Below are 17,106 nucleotides of genomic sequence, written 5' to 3'. Positions count from 1 at the left end.
CAATGGAAAAGGAATTAAGATTAATGAAGGGTAATGAGGCTATTGCTGAAGCTGCGATACGTGCCGGGGCAGATGGCTATTTTGGTTACCCTATAACTCCTCAAAGTGAGATACTTGAATACCTTATGGAGGCTAATCCTGCTGAAACAACCGGCATGGTAGTCCTTCAGGCTGAAAGCGAAGTTGCTGCAATCAACATGGTTTATGGTGGTGCAGCCTGCGGCAAGAAAGTACTGACATCTTCTTCATCTCCGGGCATCAGTCTGAAACAGGAGGGGATAACATATATTGCCGGTGCGGAACTGCCCTGTCTGATTGTGAATGTAGTAAGGGGAGGACCGGGTCTGGGTACCATACAGCCGGCACAATCCGATTACTTTCAGGCTGTAAAAGGCGGAGGTCATGGCGATTATCATCTTATTGTTCTTGCTCCTTCTTCGGTTCAGGAGATGGCTGACTTTGTTGATCTTGGTTTTGAACTTGCATTCAAATACAGGAATCCTGTTATGATTCTTTCTGATGGTGCAATCGGACAAATGATGGAGAAGGTGTATCTCAGTCCTCATAAGCCAAGAGCAACAGAATTCCCGTCATGGGCTACAACCGGAAAGCCGGATACAAGAGCCAGAAACATTATTACTTCTCTGGATCTTGATTCAGATGGTCAGGAGGCATTCAACCATAAGCTTCAGGCTAAATATGCAGAAATAAGGGAAAAAGAGGTACGATATGAAGAATTTCAGACTGAAGATGCTGAATATCTTCTGGTTGCTTACGGTACAAGTGCACGGGTATCGCAGAAGGCGATTCAGCTTGCAAGGGCGCAGGGACTCAAGGTTGGCTTGCTCAGGCCTATTACATTATATCCATTCCCGTCCAAAAGGATCAACGAACTTGCTGACCAGGTAAAAGGGATACTTTCAGTTGAGATGAGCGCCGGTCAGATGGTTGAAGACGTTCTTCTTTCTGTCAGCGGGAAAGTACCTGTTAAACATTTTGGCAGAATGGGCGGTATTGTTACAACACCTGATGAGGTTGTTGAAAATCTGAAATCAAAAATTATAGGAGGTTAAGATATGGCTGTTGTTACAGGAATCAAAGAGATCATAAAGCCTGAAAACCTGGCTTATCAGAAAACTGAACTGCTTACAGATAATACACTTTCATATTGTCCGGGCTGCGGACATGGGACTGCCCACAGGATTCTTGCTGAGGTTATAGATGAGGAAGGACTGCAGTCGAAGACTATTGGTGTATCACCTGTTGGATGTTCCGTTTTGTTGTATAATTATATTGATGTTGATATTCAGCAGGCAGCACACGGACGTGCACCGGCTGTTGCTACTGCTATTAAAAGACTCCTGCCCGATACTTTTGTTTTTACTTATCAGGGCGATGGCGATCTTGCTGCTATTGGTACTGCGGAAACAATTCATGCCTGCAACAGGGGAGAAAATATCCTTATAATTTTTGTGAATAATGGAATTTATGGAATGACCGGAGGCCAGATGGCGCCGACCACACTTGCAGGAATGAAATCATCCACTTCTCCCTTTGGAAGAGATGTGAAAACGATGGGAAATCCTCTTAAGATGACCGATATTGTTGCAACACTCGATGGTACCTACTATGTTACCCGTCAGAGTGTTCATACTCCCGCAAATGTGAGAAAAACAAAGAAAGCTATCAGAAAAGCTGTTCAGTATCAGAAACTTGACAAAGGAACATGTTTCATTGAAATAGTTTCTAACTGCCCTTCCGGATGGAAAATGACTCCTGTTCAGTCAAACAAATGGATGGAAGAGACAATGTTCCCGTTTTATCCACTTGGCGATCTGAAAGTTCCACAGGAATAGGCAGCAACTATTAATAAAGAAATTTATAAGAAAATGACTGAAGAAATAATTATAGCCGGATTTGGAGGACAGGGAGTACTGTCAATGGGTAAGATTATGGCTTATTCCGGAGTGATGCAGGATATGGAAGTAAGCTGGATGCCGTCATATGGTCCGGAGATGCGTGGCGGAACAGCAAATGTTATTGTTATAATAAGCAGTGAAAGAATTAGTTCTCCTATTGTCAGGCATTTCGATACTGCAATAATCCTGAACCAGCAATCGCTTGATAAATTTGAAGGATTCGTAAAACCAGGCGGTGTTCTTATCTACGATGGCAATGGAATTACAAGACATCCTGAGAGAAAAGATATCACAATATACAGAGTGGATGCCACTGAAGAGGCCGCAAGAATGAACAGCTCCAAGACTTTCAATATGATAGTATTGGGCGGATTCATTAAGGTTAAGCCTATTATAAAAATTGAGAATATTATAAAAGGTCTGAAGAAGTCACTTCCTGAGAGATATCATAACCTTATCCCTATGAATGAGAAAGCCCTCATCAGGGGTGAGGAGATAATTAAGGAAGTTCAGAAAGCTAAGATTTAAGACGCACGATGCACGACGCACGACGCAAGAAATAGATACTCTGCCGTGAGTCGCGAGTCGTTAGCCGTGTGCCGTTTTTTCGTAGAAATGCATCTCCCTAATATATTTCCACACAGCCGGGGCGAGGAAATAGGAGAGGTCTTTTCCGCTTGATATTCCTTCCCTTATAAATGTTCCTGAAATATCCATTAGCGGTGCATCAACGTAATGGATATCGGCTTCCGCCATTATTTCGTCAAGCTGAACTGATGCCGGTCTCACCGAATCAGGTCGCGGATAAACATAAACAGGATAGTTCTTTATCAGTTCTGCAGCATTCTTCCATTTATGAAGTGTGAAGAGATTATCTTCTCCCATCACAAGGCAGAACCTGTTTTTAGGATATTTCTCTTTCAGATATGTAAGAGTATCAATAGTATACGAAGGTACAGGCAGCTTGAATTCAATATCGGAAGCCTTCAGCCTGTCATTGTCTCCAATAGCGAGCTGCGCCATATAGAGCCGGTGGTGATCGGCGAGAAGTGTTTCTTTCTTCTTCAGGGGGTTGTGAGGACTTACAACGAACCAGACCTGGTCGAGGCCGGCATACTCTGTCATATAACCGGCAATGGCTGTATGTCCGATGTGAACAGGGTTGAATGATCCGAAATATAATCCGATTTTAGTCATCAACAGATATAAGTTAAGATTGAAGAAATGATGTTAATATTTTCACAGCTTCTTCCTTCGCCTTATCGAGCTGGTGATTGACAATTACAGTATCGAACTGGTTGGCAAGCTCAAGCTCCTGACGTGCTTTTTCTACTCTGATCCTGATTTTTTCAGGAGTATCAGTCGCTCTTTTTATCAATCTGTTTTCAAGTTCTTCAACTGAAGGAGGCATAATGAAAATGGCAATTGATTTATTACCAAATATTTTCTTCAGAGTTATACCTCCTTTAACATCAACATCAAAAAGTACATTTTGTCCGTTTGCCCAGATCCTTTCCAGTTCGCTTTTCAGAGTTCCGTAATAGAGATCTTTATAAACTTCTTCCCATTCAACAAATTCGTTGTTTTCGATCCTCTTTTTAAACTCTTCAACCGACAGGAAGAAGTAGTCCTTGCCACTTTCTTCATTTCCTCTCAATGGTCTTGTTGTTGCCGAAACCGAAAACGACAGATTCAATCCTGAACCCAGAAGATGGTTTACTATTGTTGTTTTTCCGGCACCGGAGGGTGCAGATATTATCACCAATTTTCCTGCCATTTTAGAGTACATTCAAAGTTTGCTCTTTTATCTTTTCAAGCTCATCTTTCATCATAACAACAAGCTTTTGTATAGAGGCATCATTTGCTTTTGAGCCGATGGTATTGATTTCCCGTCCGATCTCCTGGGTTATAAAGTTCAGGATTTTTCCGTTCGGGGCCGGTGTATTCATTGTTTCAAGGAAGTAATCGCAATGAGTTTTAAGTCTTACCTTCTCCTCATTAATGTCATATTTTTCAAGGTAAAAGATCAGTTCCTGCTCAAACCTGTTTTTATCTATATTTTCTTTACCAACTGCTTCTTCAAGGAGTGTGTCAAGTTTCTCTCTCACTTTAGCTATTCTTCCGCTCTCATATGTTCCTATCGTTTCAAGAAATGAAAGAATTTTTCCAATACATTTCTTCAGGTCGGTTGTTATTGAATTACCCTCTTCAATCCTGTAAAGATCGAGCATGTCTATCGATTCAATGATCTGTTTTTTAACAAGTTCCCATTCTCCTTCAGGCATCTCCGGCTTTTCAGTCTTTAGGGTATCAGGCAGTTTCATTATAGCAGTAAAGATCTGGTCATCAAGATCTATTTTAAGATCGGAAGCAATTTCTTTGAACTGGTTATAATAATTCCTTACAGCAGTCTTGTTTATAACAGTAACGACCTCATCATCAAGCATATCGCAATAGACTGAAAAGTCAATTTTACCGCGGTCCAGTTTCTGGCTTATCAGATTCCTGATCTCAGGTTCTTTTTCCTTGTAGAGCCACGGCAACTTTGTATTAAGGTCAAGTTGTTTGGAATTAAGTGATTTGATCTCAATTGTGATTTTCTTCTGCGGAGTTTCAGCAATTGCTTTCCCGTAGCCTGTCATCGATTTAATCATAAGCAGTTCTGTTGATTTAGAGAAGTATTAACAAAACGTAAGTTACAAATTCTCGTCGTATATAACAACCGACTTCTTTTTCCAACGTCCTGATTTATAGTAAAAGTAGGATAAGGCCAACCCAACAAACCAGCCGGCCGGAATTGACCACCAGATTCCATCTTCACCAATCTTGCCCGAGAGGTACCAGGCCATTGGAATCCTGATGATCCACAGGGAGAGGAGTGAAATAAACATCGGAATAAGAGTGTCGCCGGCTCCTCTCATAACACCTGCGTAGATAAACATCAGCGTAAACATTATATAGAATGCACTTACAATTGTAAGGTAGTTATCACCTATTCTTATCACTTCAGTATCTTTCGTAAACATACTCATTAAGAGGTGTCCTCCAAAAATTATGAACAATGATGTAACAATTGTTACAATTCCTGACATCTTCAGGGTAGCAATCAGACCGGCCCTTATCCTCTCAGGTTTATTGGCTCCGATATTTTGTCCGACAAAGGTAGAGAGAGCCTGGGAAAACGACATTGCCGGTATAACTGCCAGAGCATCAAGTCTGCTCGCAACTGAAAATCCTGCAATGATATTTGTCCCGAATTTATTGACAATACCCATTAATGCCAGTGCTCCTATTGCTACTAGAGTTTGTTGTATACCTGTTGGTAATCCGATCCTGATACTGTGCTGAAATACTTCCCTGTCAAAGTGCAGTCCCCTTATAGCGATTCTTATAATTTTATGGGTTTTATTCAACCACCAGATAGCCATACCGAAGGCTATTGCATTAGATACCAGTGTTGCATAAGCAGCTCCAGCCACACCCCATTTGAATACTGCAACAAAAAGGAGATCTAGTATTATATTGGAAACGGTTGCTATTATAAGAAAATACAAAGGTGTTTTTGAGTCACCCAACCCTCTTAACACTGCACTTGTACCGTTAAATCCAAAGAAGACTATCATCCCTGATAAGTAGATCTGAAGATATTTAACTGCCTGTGGCATAATATCTTCAGGTAGCCCTAATAATCTTAGTAAGGGTTCTGCAATAATAATTCCTACTACTGTTGTGATTATCCCGAAAACAGCACTGTAAATGTACATGGTGTCAATTGCTCTCTTGACCTTCACAAGGTTTTTTGCACCGAAGTACTGGGAAATAACAACTGTGGTTCCCATAACAAGTCCGATTATCATCGAGACCATTATAAAAATGACAGGAAAGGATGCGCCCACAGCAGCAAGAGCCTCTTTCCCGACAAAATTTCCTACGACTATACTGTCAACAACACTGAACAATTGCTGAAATACATTGCCAAGCAGCATTGGCGCCGCAAATTTAAAAATGAGTTTTCCCTCGTTACCGTTTGTGAGATCTTGCATTCGGAGAAATTAGAACCGCAAAGGAAATCATTTATGGAATATAAACAAAACGATTCTGGGTGCTGGGTACTGGGTACTGGGTACTGGGTCTCCTAGCGCCAAGCACCAAGCACCAAGCACCCAGCACCCAGCACCTAGCACCTCTCCAGCTTAACAGTGAAATGCCTCATAATAGGTGCTTCCCAATTAATTATGACACCCTTGTTTATACTTTTCCTTCTATCATAAACATTCTTAACAACTGCAGCTACATAATCCATATGATTATCAGTATAAACCCGCCTTGGAATTGCCAGCCTGACCAGTTCCAGTTCCGGGAACCTGTTTTCGCGGGTTATGGGATCGCGATCGGCCATTAGAGCACCAATTTCCACACCTCTTATTCCTCCTTCAATAAATAACTCAATTGCCAGTGTTTGCGCCGGAAATTCTTCTTTTGAAATTTCCGTGAGGAATTTTTTTGCATCAATGAAGACTGCGTGTCCTCCGAATGGTTCCATTAAAGGGATCCCGGAATCTTTGAGTTTATTTCCAAGGTATGCCACCTGGTTAATCCTCGATTCAAGATAAGACAGCTCTGTACCTTCCCTCAGGCCCTCTGCGAGTGCGTTCATATCTCTGCCCGACATACCTCCATAGGTTATAAAACCTTCATATATAATATTATAGGTAGATGCTTTCCGGAATAATTCTTCATCTCTGAATCCAATGAAACCTCCCATATTAACTATTGCATCTTTCTTGGAACTCATTGTCATACCATCTGCATATGAGAACATCTCAAAGGCAATCTCCCTGATACTTTTTTCGGCATAACCTGCTTCCCGGAGTTTTATAAAATAAGCATTTTCTGCAAACCTGGCTGAATCGAGAATAAATTTGATGCCATACTTTTTAGCCAGTTTTCCTGTCTCTCTGATATTCTCCATGCTAACAGGCTGACCGCCGGATGTGTTATTTGTGATAGTGGTTATAATACATGAGATCTTATCAGCCGGATTCTCCCTCAGTACATTTTCAAGTTTAACAAGATCTACATTTCCCTTGAAAGGATGCCAGGCAGTCGGATCCGATGCAATCCCTACTGTGCAATCGACAGTCTTCGCCTTACGAAATTCAATGTGTCCCTTTGTTGTGTCAAAGTGGGAGTTCCCCGGGACGATATCACCTTCTTTAACGAGTACTGAAAACAAAACATTCTCAGCAGCCCTGCCCTGGTGTGTGGGAAGGAAGAATTCGAAACCTGTGATCTCCCTGATTGATTCCTTCAGATTATAGTATGATGAGGATCCTGCATAGCTCTCATCGCCGGTCATAATAGCTGCCCATTGCCGGTCGCTCATTGCTCCGGTTCCTGAATCGGTGAGAAGATCTATGTAGAACTGTTCCGATCTGAGATTAAACAGGTTATAAGAAGCCTCTTTAATCCAGTTAAGTCTCTGCTCTCTTGTACTCTTATATATGTTTTCAACCATTTTAATCTTAAATGGTTCTGCGAATGGTAATTCCATGGAAAAATGTATTATTTATAATGTATGATGTATTATTTGAAGGTCAGGTTTTGGGCTAAAGCCAATGTTCATCTGCATCAGTTAACCACGGACTTAAGTCCGTGGTTAGCTGATATTGAGCTGCATATGGACTTTAGTCCGTAACTTGTATTAGTATTGGAGAGAAAAGAAATCCCTGTTTTTGAGATTCCTGTATATACCAGACCGGTATTTTTCCGTTATGAATGGACTTGTATGCAATTTTCAAAAATGTTTTTGTAAAATTAAAAGTATTTTATGATATATTCAACCGGGAAAAAGATTCAAAATATAATTGACATCATGGAACATAAATTCCTAAGGTATTTTATTATTGTATTCTTTGTAAGTATTTCTTTATCATCATTTTCGCAGGAAACAGGTGCAGGGGAAGAATCTGTAAAAGCTATAATAGACTCTCTTAAAAACAGCGGTGTTATTTTTAATTATAATGTCAGGAAACCTGAAATTTCCCTTTCAAAAGAACAGGCAATCAGATTTTTGCAGCATAGAATCAGGCCTCAGTACTGGAAGAATACCGAGGATCCTTTCAGAATTGCATTAAATCAACTTGTCTTTGAAGCATCACATCCAAAGTATGATTCGGCTGCCTATATACTTGCCAGTTATCCCTATGATTCGCTGAAAGTCGCATGGGATAAGTTTTATATATGGGAACCTCTGCGGTTGAAAATCCCTGTTGTATCGATTCCTGATTTTCCAATGAAGACCGATTCGGTATTAATTGTGGATTCTACAGTAGTAAGCAATCTGTCTGACACTCTTGCAGCTATACCGGCTCAGATGACAAATATGGTTGCTAAAAGACAAAATTCAGGACTTAAGGATACAACAATTATGGTTGTTCTGGATACCCTTAATGAAGTGACATCATATGCTGACGGTTTTCCTTTCAGGTACTATGAGTTTCCGTATCAGGGCGATTCTATTGAGGTTGCTGTAAGATTACTCATGAATTACCTTGTTGAGCGAGATTCGTCTGTCATAAGCTTTACCGGAATAAATAATGAAAACATTCCGGTCTGGCTGAACACCAGATCAGAACAGATGTCGAGGTTCTGGCTGAAGAATGAACTTTCTGATTCTGTAACAGTGTGGATAGGAAATCCTTCCCGAAATACAGTTGGACTTTACCTTGAGCAGGGTGTAAGTTTCAGAAGGCCTGTAAAACAGGGAAATTATTCCGATGCCAGAATAAATGTCCAGGCATTGGATAAATCTAAATTACTTGACGTTCAGAAGATTGTTGTGAAACCGCAGTACTGGAAATACAGGTCGGAGGCTTCATTTGTATTCAGCCAGTCAGCCCTGTCAAACTGGGTAAAAGGAGGTGAGAACAGCGTATCCACTGCTCTTGATATAACGGGATATGCCGATTACAATAATAAGGCCCTGAAACTCTCTTCAAGTAATTTTGCCAGGCTGAAATACGGTTACATTGCTTCAGGTGATAAGGGGATAAGGAAAAATCTGGATCTTCTTGAAACTAACTCCAAACTCAACCATAAAGCGTTTGGAAAGTTTGACTTCAGCGGTATTATGCTTTTCAAAACGCAAATAGCTAAAGGGTACAATTATACCAAAGTGAAGGACAGGGATACTGCAATCCTTGTTTCAAAATTTATGAATCCGGCTGTTCTGACAATAGGGTTTGGGCTTGATTATAAGCCCAATAAAACAACTTCCATTAACTTTTCGCCACTGTCGTACAAAGGAACATTCGTTTCTGATCCGGCCTATATGAATCAGACCTATGATTCTACAAAGATTGACCAGACAAAATATGGTGTACCCAAGGACAAGAAATCACTTAATGAACCAGGTGTCAGTTTTATGATAAGTAATACATGGAAGCCTTTTAAGTCAATAACTGTTACAAACAGGCTTCAATTATTTACCAACTATATCAATAACCCTCAGAACATTGATATTGACTGGGAAGCTATTGTTGTGGCAAACCTGAACTGGTTTACCGATATCAGATTTAATACCCACCTGATTTTTGATGATGACACCAAGACTCTGGAGCTGGATAGTGAGAAGAAACCCGTTTTAAGACCTGATGGCACTCAGAAAAAAACAGCACGGGTTCAGTTTAAAGAGATGCTGGGATTATCTCTGGTGTTCAGATTCTGAAGACTCATGCCTCATGCCTGACGCCTGTCGCCTTTACAGATCTTTCTGGTATATACGGAATTTTTTAACCACCTTACAGCCAACTCTCTCATATTCAGCTCTCATCTTGGTATTGTTTTCAAGTACAAGATGACTGTCGAGTGAATCCATTTTGTGCTTAATGCCCGATTGGAGGATTTTAACACCCATCAGAACATCAAGTCCTTTTCCTCTGTAGTCTTTCTTTACACCTCCGAGCATCATCAATAGTTTCTTTGATTTCTTTGAGTCGCTGAGGATCTTAAAAATTCCGAATGGAAATAATTTACCTTTTGCATCTCTTATGCCTTTACTGAAGTCAGGCAACCCTATTGCAAACCCAACTAATTCACCTTTTGCTGTTTCAATCAGTTTTACGAATTTAGGGTCGAGGATAGGAAGGTATCTTGCAGCAAAATCTTTCTTCTCATTATCGTTGAGGGGAACAAAACCATAAATTTCGGCAAAGGTTTGATTCATAAGTTCCAAGACAGCGATGATATAAGGCCTGAGCTCTTTCTTTGTGTTGAATTCAATTATTTTATACTCCATGCTGTGTTCCATCCTTGAAAGGACTTTTTCATAAATCAGCGGGAATTTTTCAGGAATTTTGCCGAGGTAATTTACCAGGTCTACTTTCTTTTCATATCCTTCAGCCTCAAGTAAAACAGGCATATAAGGTGAATTATTCACGCTTGTCATGAACTGAGGATATTCAAATCCTTCTATCTGAAAACCCTGAGGATCTTTGTCAGAAAAGCCCAGAGGCCCGATGATCTTTGTCATTCCTCTCTCTTTCAGCCATGTTTCGACCTTTGAAAGGAGTGCATGAAATACCTCTTTGTCGTCGTAACACTCCATGAAACAGAATCTGCCATGATTCTCATTGTTGATGGTGTTATACCTGTTATTTATGATACCCATTATCCTTCCAACCGGCTTACCGTCTCTGTAAGCAAGTAAGAGTAAAGCATCGGCATACTTATAGGATTTGTTTTTCTTCTTATCATATAACTCCCATTCATCCATGTAAATTGGTGGCAGCCATTCTGGTTCATGCTTATGTACTTTTTCAGGCAGATAAATAAAATCACGCCGGTCTTTCTTTGTAATGACTTCTTTTATAACCAGTTCACCCATAAGTCTATTTTTTGAAAGGAAAAACAAAAATTGATTTTGAAAAAATAAGGCGGAAATATAATTGAAAAAATTGAATCAGAACCTTTTTTTTGCCACCAAGACGCCAAGGCACTAAGAATCACCAGAAAAACCAACCATTTGCTGTTATTTAATTAACAGATCCAATATTATAAAAACAGCGAAGAGAATACTTGCAATTCCGTTAGTTGTACCAAAGGCCAGAGTTACTTTACTCAAATCGTCATGTTTTACAATCAGATGCTGATATATCAGAAGTGATGTAAAAATTACTGCTCCGGCCCAGAATAAAATTCCACCATTCCCGGAATACCCGGCTGCGAGGACCAGCAGGAAAGTGATAAGGTGAACCATTGATGAAATTGTAAGAGCCCTTTTTCTTCCAGCAATTGATGGCAGCGAATGGAGGTTGTTTGATTTGTCAAACTCATCATCCTGAAGTGCATATATGATATCAAAACCACTTACCCAGGTAAGGACAATAAATGAATAAATAAGAGGGGTTATACTGAATGTGCCTGTTACTGAGATATATGCGCCGATGGGAGCAAGGCTGAGCCCAAGTCCCAATATAAAATGACAAAGAGAAGTTATTCTTTTTGTTAAACTGTAGCCAAGAATTACGAGCAGGGCAACCGGTGATAAATATAGTGTAAGTCTGTTGATGAATGCAGTTGTGACGATAAAAAGAAGTGCGTTAATAATTACAAAAGCTGTTGCTGCTTTGGAACCAATTACACCTGCCGGAATTTCCCTGCTGCTTGTCCTTGGATTAAGTGCATCAAATCTCCTGTCTGCAAGCCTGTTAAAGCCCATTGCGGCGTTTCTGGCAAAGATCATGCAGAGTATTATCAACAAAAGGAGTTTAAGGCTAAAATCATATTCAGCATCCGCAACTGCCAGTGAAAATCCAATCAGGGCAAATGGCATTGCGAATACAGTATGACTGAATTTAACAAGCGACAGGTAGTTTTTAAAAGATCTGAAAAGTTCACTCATACATCCAAAAGCTTTCGGTATGTTTCGTAATTATCATCTCCGAATGTTACAAATATTACTTTTTCAGGATATTTGTTTTTTGCCAGGAATCTTCTGGTCTCATTAACTGCAATAAGTGCTGCAAGATCTTTCGGGAATCCATATACTCCGGTAGATATTCCGGGAAAGGCAATTGTTTTAATTTTATTCTCTTTAGCCAGAGTCAGACTCGACTGATAACATGCTGCCAGAGTTTCCGGTTCATCACGATATCCTCCATACCAGATAGGTCCGACAGTATGTATGACATGTTTTGCCCTCAGGTTATATCCGGCGGTTATCTTTGCTTTGCCGGTCTCGCAGCCATTAAGTCCTTCACATTCGGCAAGCAGGCCAGGACCGGCAGCAGAATGAATTGCTCCATCCACACCTCCTCCTCCCAGGAGTGAGTTATTGGCTGCATTTACTATCGCATCAACATCAAGTGAAGTGATATCACCATTTATAAGCTCGACTCTTTCTTTAGTCATTATCTGATTTGTGCATTAAGTTCTTTTTCAAAGACACGGATCAGATTATTCATGACTTTTTCTATATTCTTATCAGTCATTGTTTTAAGATCGTCGCGGAGGATGAAACTTACAGCATATGACTTTTTGTTTTTGCCCAGATTATCACTCTCATATACATCGAACAGGCTGACATCCTGTAGAATGTTCCTTTCTGTCTTATAGGCCAGTTCTCTTATCTGTCCGAATTTAACTCCTTTGTCAAGAAGCAAAGCCAGGTCTCTTTTTACAGCGGGATATCTGGGAAGTTCCCGGAATGTGATCTTATGTGTTTTAATTATTTTCAAAAGCAGATCCCAGTCAATATGACCGTAATAGACCTCCTGCCCGATATCAAATTTTGTCAGATAGCTCTTGGAGATTTTGCCAATTTCAGCAATGACTTTATTATTAATAATATATGTGAGTGATTCAGCAAAATATTTTTTATCACTTTCTCCTGTAGTCATATTTTCAGGTCTGATTCCCAGCCTTGAAAGTACCATTTCAACAGATGACTTAACGGTGAAGAAATCTGTAGGATTGGTCTTGCTGTTCCAGCCCTGCTTTTCCCTGTTTCCCGAAATGAAGAGATCGAGAGATGCTTTTTCAATATAGTCTTTTGCCTGAGGAATAGATTCGCCTGACTTCCTGAAGAAATAGCAGTGTCCGAACTCATAAAGTTTGAGGTCAGGATTTTGCCTGTTCAGGTTCCAGCTTACAGAACTCAGTCCGCCATAAAGTAGCGACTGTCTCATTGCATTCAGATCAGAGCTGAGCGGATTTGCAAGCATAACAAGCTCTTCATTTGAGAAGTCTGCACTCTGCTCATACCAGGCAGCAGGATTAAGTGAATTGCACATTATCTCAGAAAAGCCGTTAGCTGAAAGCATATCAGAAATTGTATTTACAATCTTCTCTTTATCAGGTTTTTCAGGATAAGTAAGTGTGGAATTTACATGGTTTGTTACCGCTATATTATTGTATCCATAGATCCTGAGAATTTCTTCAATTACATCTGCCTCTTTTTTTACATCAACACGGTATGCCGGAATTTCCAGAATCAGGTCATCAGCTGTTTCTGAAATAGTTTTAATATCAAGAAGTGCAAGAATAGTTTTTATTGTATTCTGTTCAATTTTCTTACCTATTAACCTGTTAATATTGTTATAGTTAACTTCAATGATCTCTCTCTTTACCGGTACCGGATATACATCAACCACGTCAGAAGATATTTTGCCTCCTGCAATCTCCTTAATCAGCATAATTGCCCTTTTAAGAGCCCATACTGTGATTTCAGGATCAGCACCTCTTTCAAACCGGAAAGAGGCATCAGTTTTAAGTCCGTGTCTTTTTGATGTTTTACGTATGGCAACCGGATTAAAATAGGCACTCTCAAGGAAAATATTTTTTGTGCCGGCTGTTACTCCTGATTTTATTCCACCGAAAACACCTGCTATACACATACCTTCCTTTGGATTGCAAATCATGAGATCCTTTGACGAGAGAGTTCTTTCAGCAGAATCGAGAGTGATAAATTTACTCTTATCAGGCAGGTTCTTGATTATCACCTTTTTACTGTCAATTTTGTCGGCATCGAACGCATGCAGTGGTTGTCCGGATTCATGCTGAACGAAATTGGTAATATCAACCACATTATTGATAGGGTTTAATCCAACAGCTCTCAACCTGTTCTTAAGCCAATCAGGTGATTCACCAATTGTGACTCCGCTGATTGTTATGCCGGTATATCGCGGACAATCGGCACTGTTTTCAATAATTACATCGTATTTATTATCCTGATTATCTGGTTTAAATCCTGACACCGACGGGAGCAATGCTTTCTCCTTCATCCCCGCATTCAGATTCAGGTATGCTGCAAGATCTCTTGCAACACCGAAATGGGAACCGCTGTCTATCCTGTTAGGAGTAAGACCGATCTCAAAAACAAAATCCTTTTCAATTTTGAAATAACTGCCTGCAGGAGTTCCTGGTATGGCATCCTTATCCAATACCATAATTCCATCGTGTGATGTACCCAGACCTAATTCATCTTCTGCACATATCATGCCCTCGGACAGCTCACCGCGGATCTTTGACTTCTTAATTTCGAGACTCTCATCACCTTTAAAAACCATAGTGCCAACAGTTGCAACAGGAACTTTTTGTCCGGCAGCCACATTCGGTGCGCCGCAGACAATATGAAGCGGTTCCGGAGCCCCGATATTTACTGTAGTAACAGAAAGCTTATCAGCATCAGGGTGTTTTTTACAGGTCAGAACCTCACCGATTACAACCCCTTCAAGGCCGCCTTTAACAGATACCCATTCCTCTGTTCCTTCAATCTCAAGTCCTATACCTGTAAGTATCTCTGCCACCTTGTGAGGATCAAGGTCAATCTTTAAATAATCTTTAATCCAGTTGTACGAAATCTTCATCTTTTGATCGGGCTATAATATTATCATTAAGGTGCAAAAGTAAGGATTTTTAAAATATGATTTGCCTATATTTGTATCTCAAAATGGTAATATTATGGTGATTGAAAAAGGTGATAAACTAATTCTTCTGACAAACGATGATGGTTTATATGCTGCAGGACTTAAAACACTGCTTGAGGTGGCAGAAGAGTTTGGCAAAGTCGTTCTGATTTCTACTACAGAGAGTATGTCGGGGATGTCGCAGGCACTTACTGTAAAGACACCCCTGAGAGTCAAACTGCTGGAAGATACTGACAGACATATGATTTATGCCTGCAACGGAACTCCGACTGATTGTGTAAAACTTGCAATAAATCAGTTGCTTGAGAGGATGCCCGACTGGGTTGTTTCAGGTATTAACCATGGTTCAAATGCTTCTGTCAGCGTATTGTATTCAGGTACAATGGCTGCTGCAATAGAAGGGTGCCTTTATGGTGTTACCTCGGTAGGTTTTTCACTCAACAATTTCTCGCCTACAGCAGATTTTTCAGTCTGTAAGAAATACATTCGCATTGTTTTGAAAAAACTATCTCTTGAGCCTCTTCCTGCCGGTGTATGTCTGAATGTTAATATCCCTGCAAAGCAAAAAGGTGAGATTAAGGGAATAAAAGTGTGTCGCCAGGCAAAAGGTAACTGGAAGGAAGAGTTTGAGAAAAGGAAAGATCCTATGGGAAAAACATATTACTGGCTCACAGGTATATTCAAGAATCATGAGCCGGAAGCTTCAGATACTGATGAATGGGCGATAGCTAATAATTATGTTTCAGTGGTTCCGGTATCCGTTGATATGACAGCTCACTGGTATGTTGATAAACTTAAAACCAGATTTAAAAAATGAGGTTTGCCGAAAAGTTCGATAATTTTATTACAGGTTTTTTCTCCGGAATATTACTTCCAGTTCTGGTTGGTGTATTAATCTATCTGTTTTCACCCGGAAGTCTCTCAGTTAAGGAATATATTGCCCGTATAGTTGAAACGAATATAGTAACACATTCCATTTCAATATGTGTATTCAGCAATATAATTATATTCCTGATATTCAATCGTTTTGATATGCTGCGTGCAGCAAAGGGAGTGTTGGCAATTACAATAGTGTGGGCAGTAATTGTATTTGCAATAAAGATTCTGTGATGAAGTATTTCATAATTGCAGGTGAACAGTCAGGAGATCTGCACGGTTCAAATCTGGTTAAAGGGTTGAAGGAAGCTGATTCAAATGCTGAAATAGTATGCTGGGGCGGTGATCTTATGGAAGCTGCAGGGGCAACCCTGCTGGTTCATTACAGAAAGACGGCCTTTATGGGCTTCATTGAGGTAATCAAAAACCTTGGTGCGATTTCGAAAAACCTGACTCTGTGCAAACAGCATATTGAAGATCAAAAACCCGATGTTGTAATTTTAATTGATTACCCCGGATTTAATATGCGTATAGCAGAATATGCTAAGAATGAAGGATATAAAACATTCTGGTATATATCTCCAAAGCTATGGGCCTGGAACGAGGGCAGGGTTAAAAAGTCAGGAAGTTTGTCGACCGGATGTTCATTATTTTCCCCTTTGAGGTTGAATTTTACAAAAAGCACGGCATAACTGTAAAATATATGGGCAATCCGCTTGTTGATGAGACTGAATTGCGGATAGCCTCATTTCCCTCTAAAGCTGATCTTGTAAAAAATCTTAAAGTTGAAGAGAAGCCCGTTATTGCGCTGCTGGCAGGAAGCAGGAAGCATGAGATAGAACTTATTCTGCCTGAGATGCTTAAAGTAGTCCATCATTTTCCTGAATACCAGTTTGTTCTTGCAGGTGTGAAAAACATTCCTGATGAACTATATTTACAAATTATTGGAAGTCATCCTGTTAAGCTGATTAAGGAAAAGACATATGAGATACTTTATGTGGCTGATGCAGCACTTGTCACATCAGGAACTGCCACACTGGAAGCCGCACTTCATGGTACTCCACAGGTGGTATGTTATAAAGGAGATTTCTTGTCGGCACTTATTGCATGGATTGTTGTTAAGGTGAAATATATCTCTCTTGTAAACCTTATAATGGATACTGAGGTGGTCAGGGAGGTGCTCCAGTACAAACTGACTGAGAAAAACGTTTTAAAAGAGCTTAAAGCTATTCTTCCCGGGGGGTCAAAAAGAGAAAAGATCTTATCTGATTACGAAGTACTTAAGCAGAAACTTGGTCCTGCCGGGGCGTCGGGGAGGATAGCGGGGGAGATGGTGGAGGAGCTGAGAGCGCAGAGCGTAAAGCGCAAAGCGTAAAGCGAAT

The 17,106-nt window shown here is 40.2% G+C and carries 15 protein-coding genes and 1 pseudogene; 7 read left to right on the top strand and 9 right to left on the bottom strand.

The window, feature by feature from the left end:
- Nucleotides 1-2: 2 nt before the first annotated feature.
- From IPJ16_02825 to IPJ16_02815, 3 genes are read left to right on the top strand one after another with little or no spacing between them, the layout of a single operon-like run.
- Nucleotides 3-1,073, top strand: a complete 1,071-nt coding sequence (locus tag IPJ16_02825; GenBank protein MBK7626130.1) for a 3-methyl-2-oxobutanoate dehydrogenase subunit VorB — start codon at nt 3-5, stop codon at nt 1,071-1,073.
- 3 nt (nt 1,074-1,076) lie between these two features.
- Nucleotides 1,077-1,856 carry a 2-oxoglutarate oxidoreductase gene (locus IPJ16_02820; GenBank protein ID MBK7626129.1) on the top strand — a complete coding sequence of 260 codons (780 nt, stop codon included), beginning with the start codon at nt 1,077-1,079 and terminating at the stop codon, nt 1,854-1,856.
- A gap of 33 nt (nt 1,857-1,889) precedes the next feature.
- The gene (locus IPJ16_02815) at nt 1,890-2,447 is read left to right on the top strand and encodes a 2-oxoacid:acceptor oxidoreductase family protein (protein ID MBK7626128.1); all 558 of its coding nucleotides are present in this window, start codon (nt 1,890-1,892) and stop codon (nt 2,445-2,447) included.
- 60 nt (nt 2,448-2,507) lie between these two features.
- Here IPJ16_02815 and IPJ16_02810 read toward each other — a convergent pair whose 3' ends face one another.
- The 5 genes from IPJ16_02810 to IPJ16_02790 all read right to left on the bottom strand — a co-directional run bounded on the left by IPJ16_02810 (nt 2,508) and on the right by IPJ16_02790 (nt 7,473).
- On the bottom strand, nt 2,508-3,116 hold the full coding sequence (locus IPJ16_02810; protein MBK7626127.1) for a nicotinate-nucleotide adenylyltransferase: 609 nt from the start codon (nt 3,114-3,116) through the stop codon (nt 2,508-2,510).
- A gap of 13 nt (nt 3,117-3,129) precedes the next feature.
- A complete protein-coding gene (gene gmk, locus IPJ16_02805; protein MBK7626126.1) occupies nt 3,130-3,696 on the bottom strand; it encodes a guanylate kinase in 567 nt (188 codons plus the stop codon).
- 1 nt (nt 3,697) lies between these two features.
- On the bottom strand, nt 3,698-4,561 hold the full coding sequence (locus IPJ16_02800) for a YicC family protein (GenBank protein ID MBK7626125.1): 864 nt from the start codon (nt 4,559-4,561) through the stop codon (nt 3,698-3,700).
- Between the two features lie 54 nt (nt 4,562-4,615).
- Nucleotides 4,616-5,962 (bottom strand): MATE family efflux transporter, encoded by a 1,347-nt coding sequence (locus IPJ16_02795; GenBank protein ID MBK7626124.1) that lies wholly within the window; start codon nt 5,960-5,962, stop codon nt 4,616-4,618.
- Between the two features lie 134 nt (nt 5,963-6,096).
- Nucleotides 6,097-7,473 (bottom strand): tryptophanase, encoded by a 1,377-nt coding sequence (locus IPJ16_02790; protein MBK7626123.1) that lies wholly within the window; start codon nt 7,471-7,473, stop codon nt 6,097-6,099.
- A 321-nt stretch (nt 7,474-7,794) separates the two neighbouring features.
- On the opposite strand from IPJ16_02790, the gene IPJ16_02785 reads away from it, so the two are divergent.
- On the top strand, nt 7,795-9,648 hold the full coding sequence (locus IPJ16_02785) for a DUF3078 domain-containing protein (protein ID MBK7626122.1): 1,854 nt from the start codon (nt 7,795-7,797) through the stop codon (nt 9,646-9,648).
- Between the two features lie 33 nt (nt 9,649-9,681).
- Here IPJ16_02785 and IPJ16_02780 read toward each other — a convergent pair whose 3' ends face one another.
- From IPJ16_02780 to IPJ16_02765, 4 genes are all read right to left on the bottom strand, one after another.
- Nucleotides 9,682-10,806 (bottom strand): hypothetical protein, encoded by a 1,125-nt coding sequence (locus IPJ16_02780; GenBank protein MBK7626121.1) that lies wholly within the window; start codon nt 10,804-10,806, stop codon nt 9,682-9,684.
- Between the two features lie 144 nt (nt 10,807-10,950).
- Nucleotides 10,951-11,823: a UbiA family prenyltransferase gene (locus tag IPJ16_02775; GenBank protein MBK7626120.1), complete on the bottom strand. Its 873-nt coding sequence runs from the start codon at nt 11,821-11,823 to the stop codon at nt 10,951-10,953.
- Nucleotides 11,820-12,332 (bottom strand): O-acetyl-ADP-ribose deacetylase, encoded by a 513-nt coding sequence (locus IPJ16_02770; GenBank protein ID MBK7626119.1) that lies wholly within the window; start codon nt 12,330-12,332, stop codon nt 11,820-11,822. Before IPJ16_02770 ends, IPJ16_02775 begins: the two co-directional genes overlap by 4 nt.
- Nucleotides 12,332-14,788, bottom strand: a complete 2,457-nt coding sequence (locus IPJ16_02765) for a phenylalanine--tRNA ligase subunit beta (GenBank protein MBK7626118.1) — start codon at nt 14,786-14,788, stop codon at nt 12,332-12,334. Before IPJ16_02765 ends, IPJ16_02770 begins: the two co-directional genes overlap by 1 nt.
- 94 nt (nt 14,789-14,882) lie before the next feature.
- Between IPJ16_02765 and surE the strand changes: the two genes are divergently transcribed.
- From surE to lpxB, 3 genes and pseudogenes are all read left to right on the top strand, one after another.
- Nucleotides 14,883-15,665 carry a 5'/3'-nucleotidase SurE gene (gene surE, locus IPJ16_02760; GenBank protein MBK7626117.1) on the top strand — a complete coding sequence of 261 codons (783 nt, stop codon included), beginning with the start codon at nt 14,883-14,885 and terminating at the stop codon, nt 15,663-15,665.
- Nucleotides 15,662-15,958 (top strand): hypothetical protein, encoded by a 297-nt coding sequence (locus IPJ16_02755; protein ID MBK7626116.1) that lies wholly within the window; start codon nt 15,662-15,664, stop codon nt 15,956-15,958. The genes surE and IPJ16_02755 overlap by 4 nt, the downstream gene beginning before the upstream one ends.
- Nucleotides 15,958-17,099 (top strand): annotated as a pseudogene (lpxB, locus tag IPJ16_02750) (lipid-A-disaccharide synthase). The gene IPJ16_02755 and the pseudogene lpxB overlap by 1 nt, the downstream one beginning before the upstream one ends.
- Nucleotides 17,100-17,106 lie beyond the last annotated feature (7 nt).

The organism is Bacteroidales bacterium (genome assembly GCA_016709865.1).
Lineage (GTDB): Bacteria > Bacteroidota > Bacteroidia > Bacteroidales > VadinHA17 > LD21.
Note: the sequence above shows the minus strand (reverse complement) of the source record. Positions and strands in the feature narration are given on the sequence as shown.

What these genes read in the sequence shown, in the direction of transcription:
- IPJ16_02825 (MBK7626130.1), top strand. Translation starts at nt 3, where the DNA reads ATGGAAAAGGAATTAAGATTAATGAAGGGTAATGAGGCTATTGCTGAA.
- IPJ16_02820 (MBK7626129.1), top strand. Translation starts at nt 1,077, where the DNA reads ATGGCTGTTGTTACAGGAATCAAAGAGATCATAAAGCCTGAAAACCTG.
- IPJ16_02815 (MBK7626128.1), top strand. Translation starts at nt 1,890, where the DNA reads ATGACTGAAGAAATAATTATAGCCGGATTTGGAGGACAGGGAGTACTG.
- IPJ16_02810 (MBK7626127.1), bottom strand. Translation starts at nt 3,116, where the DNA reads ATGACTAAAATCGGATTATATTTCGGATCATTCAACCCTGTTCACATC.
- gmk (MBK7626126.1), bottom strand. Translation starts at nt 3,696, where the DNA reads ATGGCAGGAAAATTGGTGATAATATCTGCACCCTCCGGTGCCGGAAAA.
- IPJ16_02800 (MBK7626125.1), bottom strand. Translation starts at nt 4,561, where the DNA reads ATGACAGGCTACGGGAAAGCAATTGCTGAAACTCCGCAGAAGAAAATC.
- IPJ16_02795 (MBK7626124.1), bottom strand. Translation starts at nt 5,962, where the DNA reads ATGCAAGATCTCACAAACGGTAACGAGGGAAAACTCATTTTTAAATTT.
- IPJ16_02790 (MBK7626123.1), bottom strand. Translation starts at nt 7,473, where the DNA reads ATGGAATTACCATTCGCAGAACCATTTAAGATTAAAATGGTTGAAAAC.
- IPJ16_02785 (MBK7626122.1), top strand. Translation starts at nt 7,795, where the DNA reads ATGGAACATAAATTCCTAAGGTATTTTATTATTGTATTCTTTGTAAGT.
- IPJ16_02780 (MBK7626121.1), bottom strand. Translation starts at nt 10,806, where the DNA reads ATGGGTGAACTGGTTATAAAAGAAGTCATTACAAAGAAAGACCGGCGT.
- IPJ16_02775 (MBK7626120.1), bottom strand. Translation starts at nt 11,823, where the DNA reads ATGAGTGAACTTTTCAGATCTTTTAAAAACTACCTGTCGCTTGTTAAA.
- IPJ16_02770 (MBK7626119.1), bottom strand. Translation starts at nt 12,332, where the DNA reads ATGACTAAAGAAAGAGTCGAGCTTATAAATGGTGATATCACTTCACTT.
- IPJ16_02765 (MBK7626118.1), bottom strand. Translation starts at nt 14,788, where the DNA reads ATGAAGATTTCGTACAACTGGATTAAAGATTATTTAAAGATTGACCTT.
- surE (MBK7626117.1), top strand. Translation starts at nt 14,883, where the DNA reads ATGGTGATTGAAAAAGGTGATAAACTAATTCTTCTGACAAACGATGAT.
- IPJ16_02755 (MBK7626116.1), top strand. Translation starts at nt 15,662, where the DNA reads ATGAGGTTTGCCGAAAAGTTCGATAATTTTATTACAGGTTTTTTCTCC.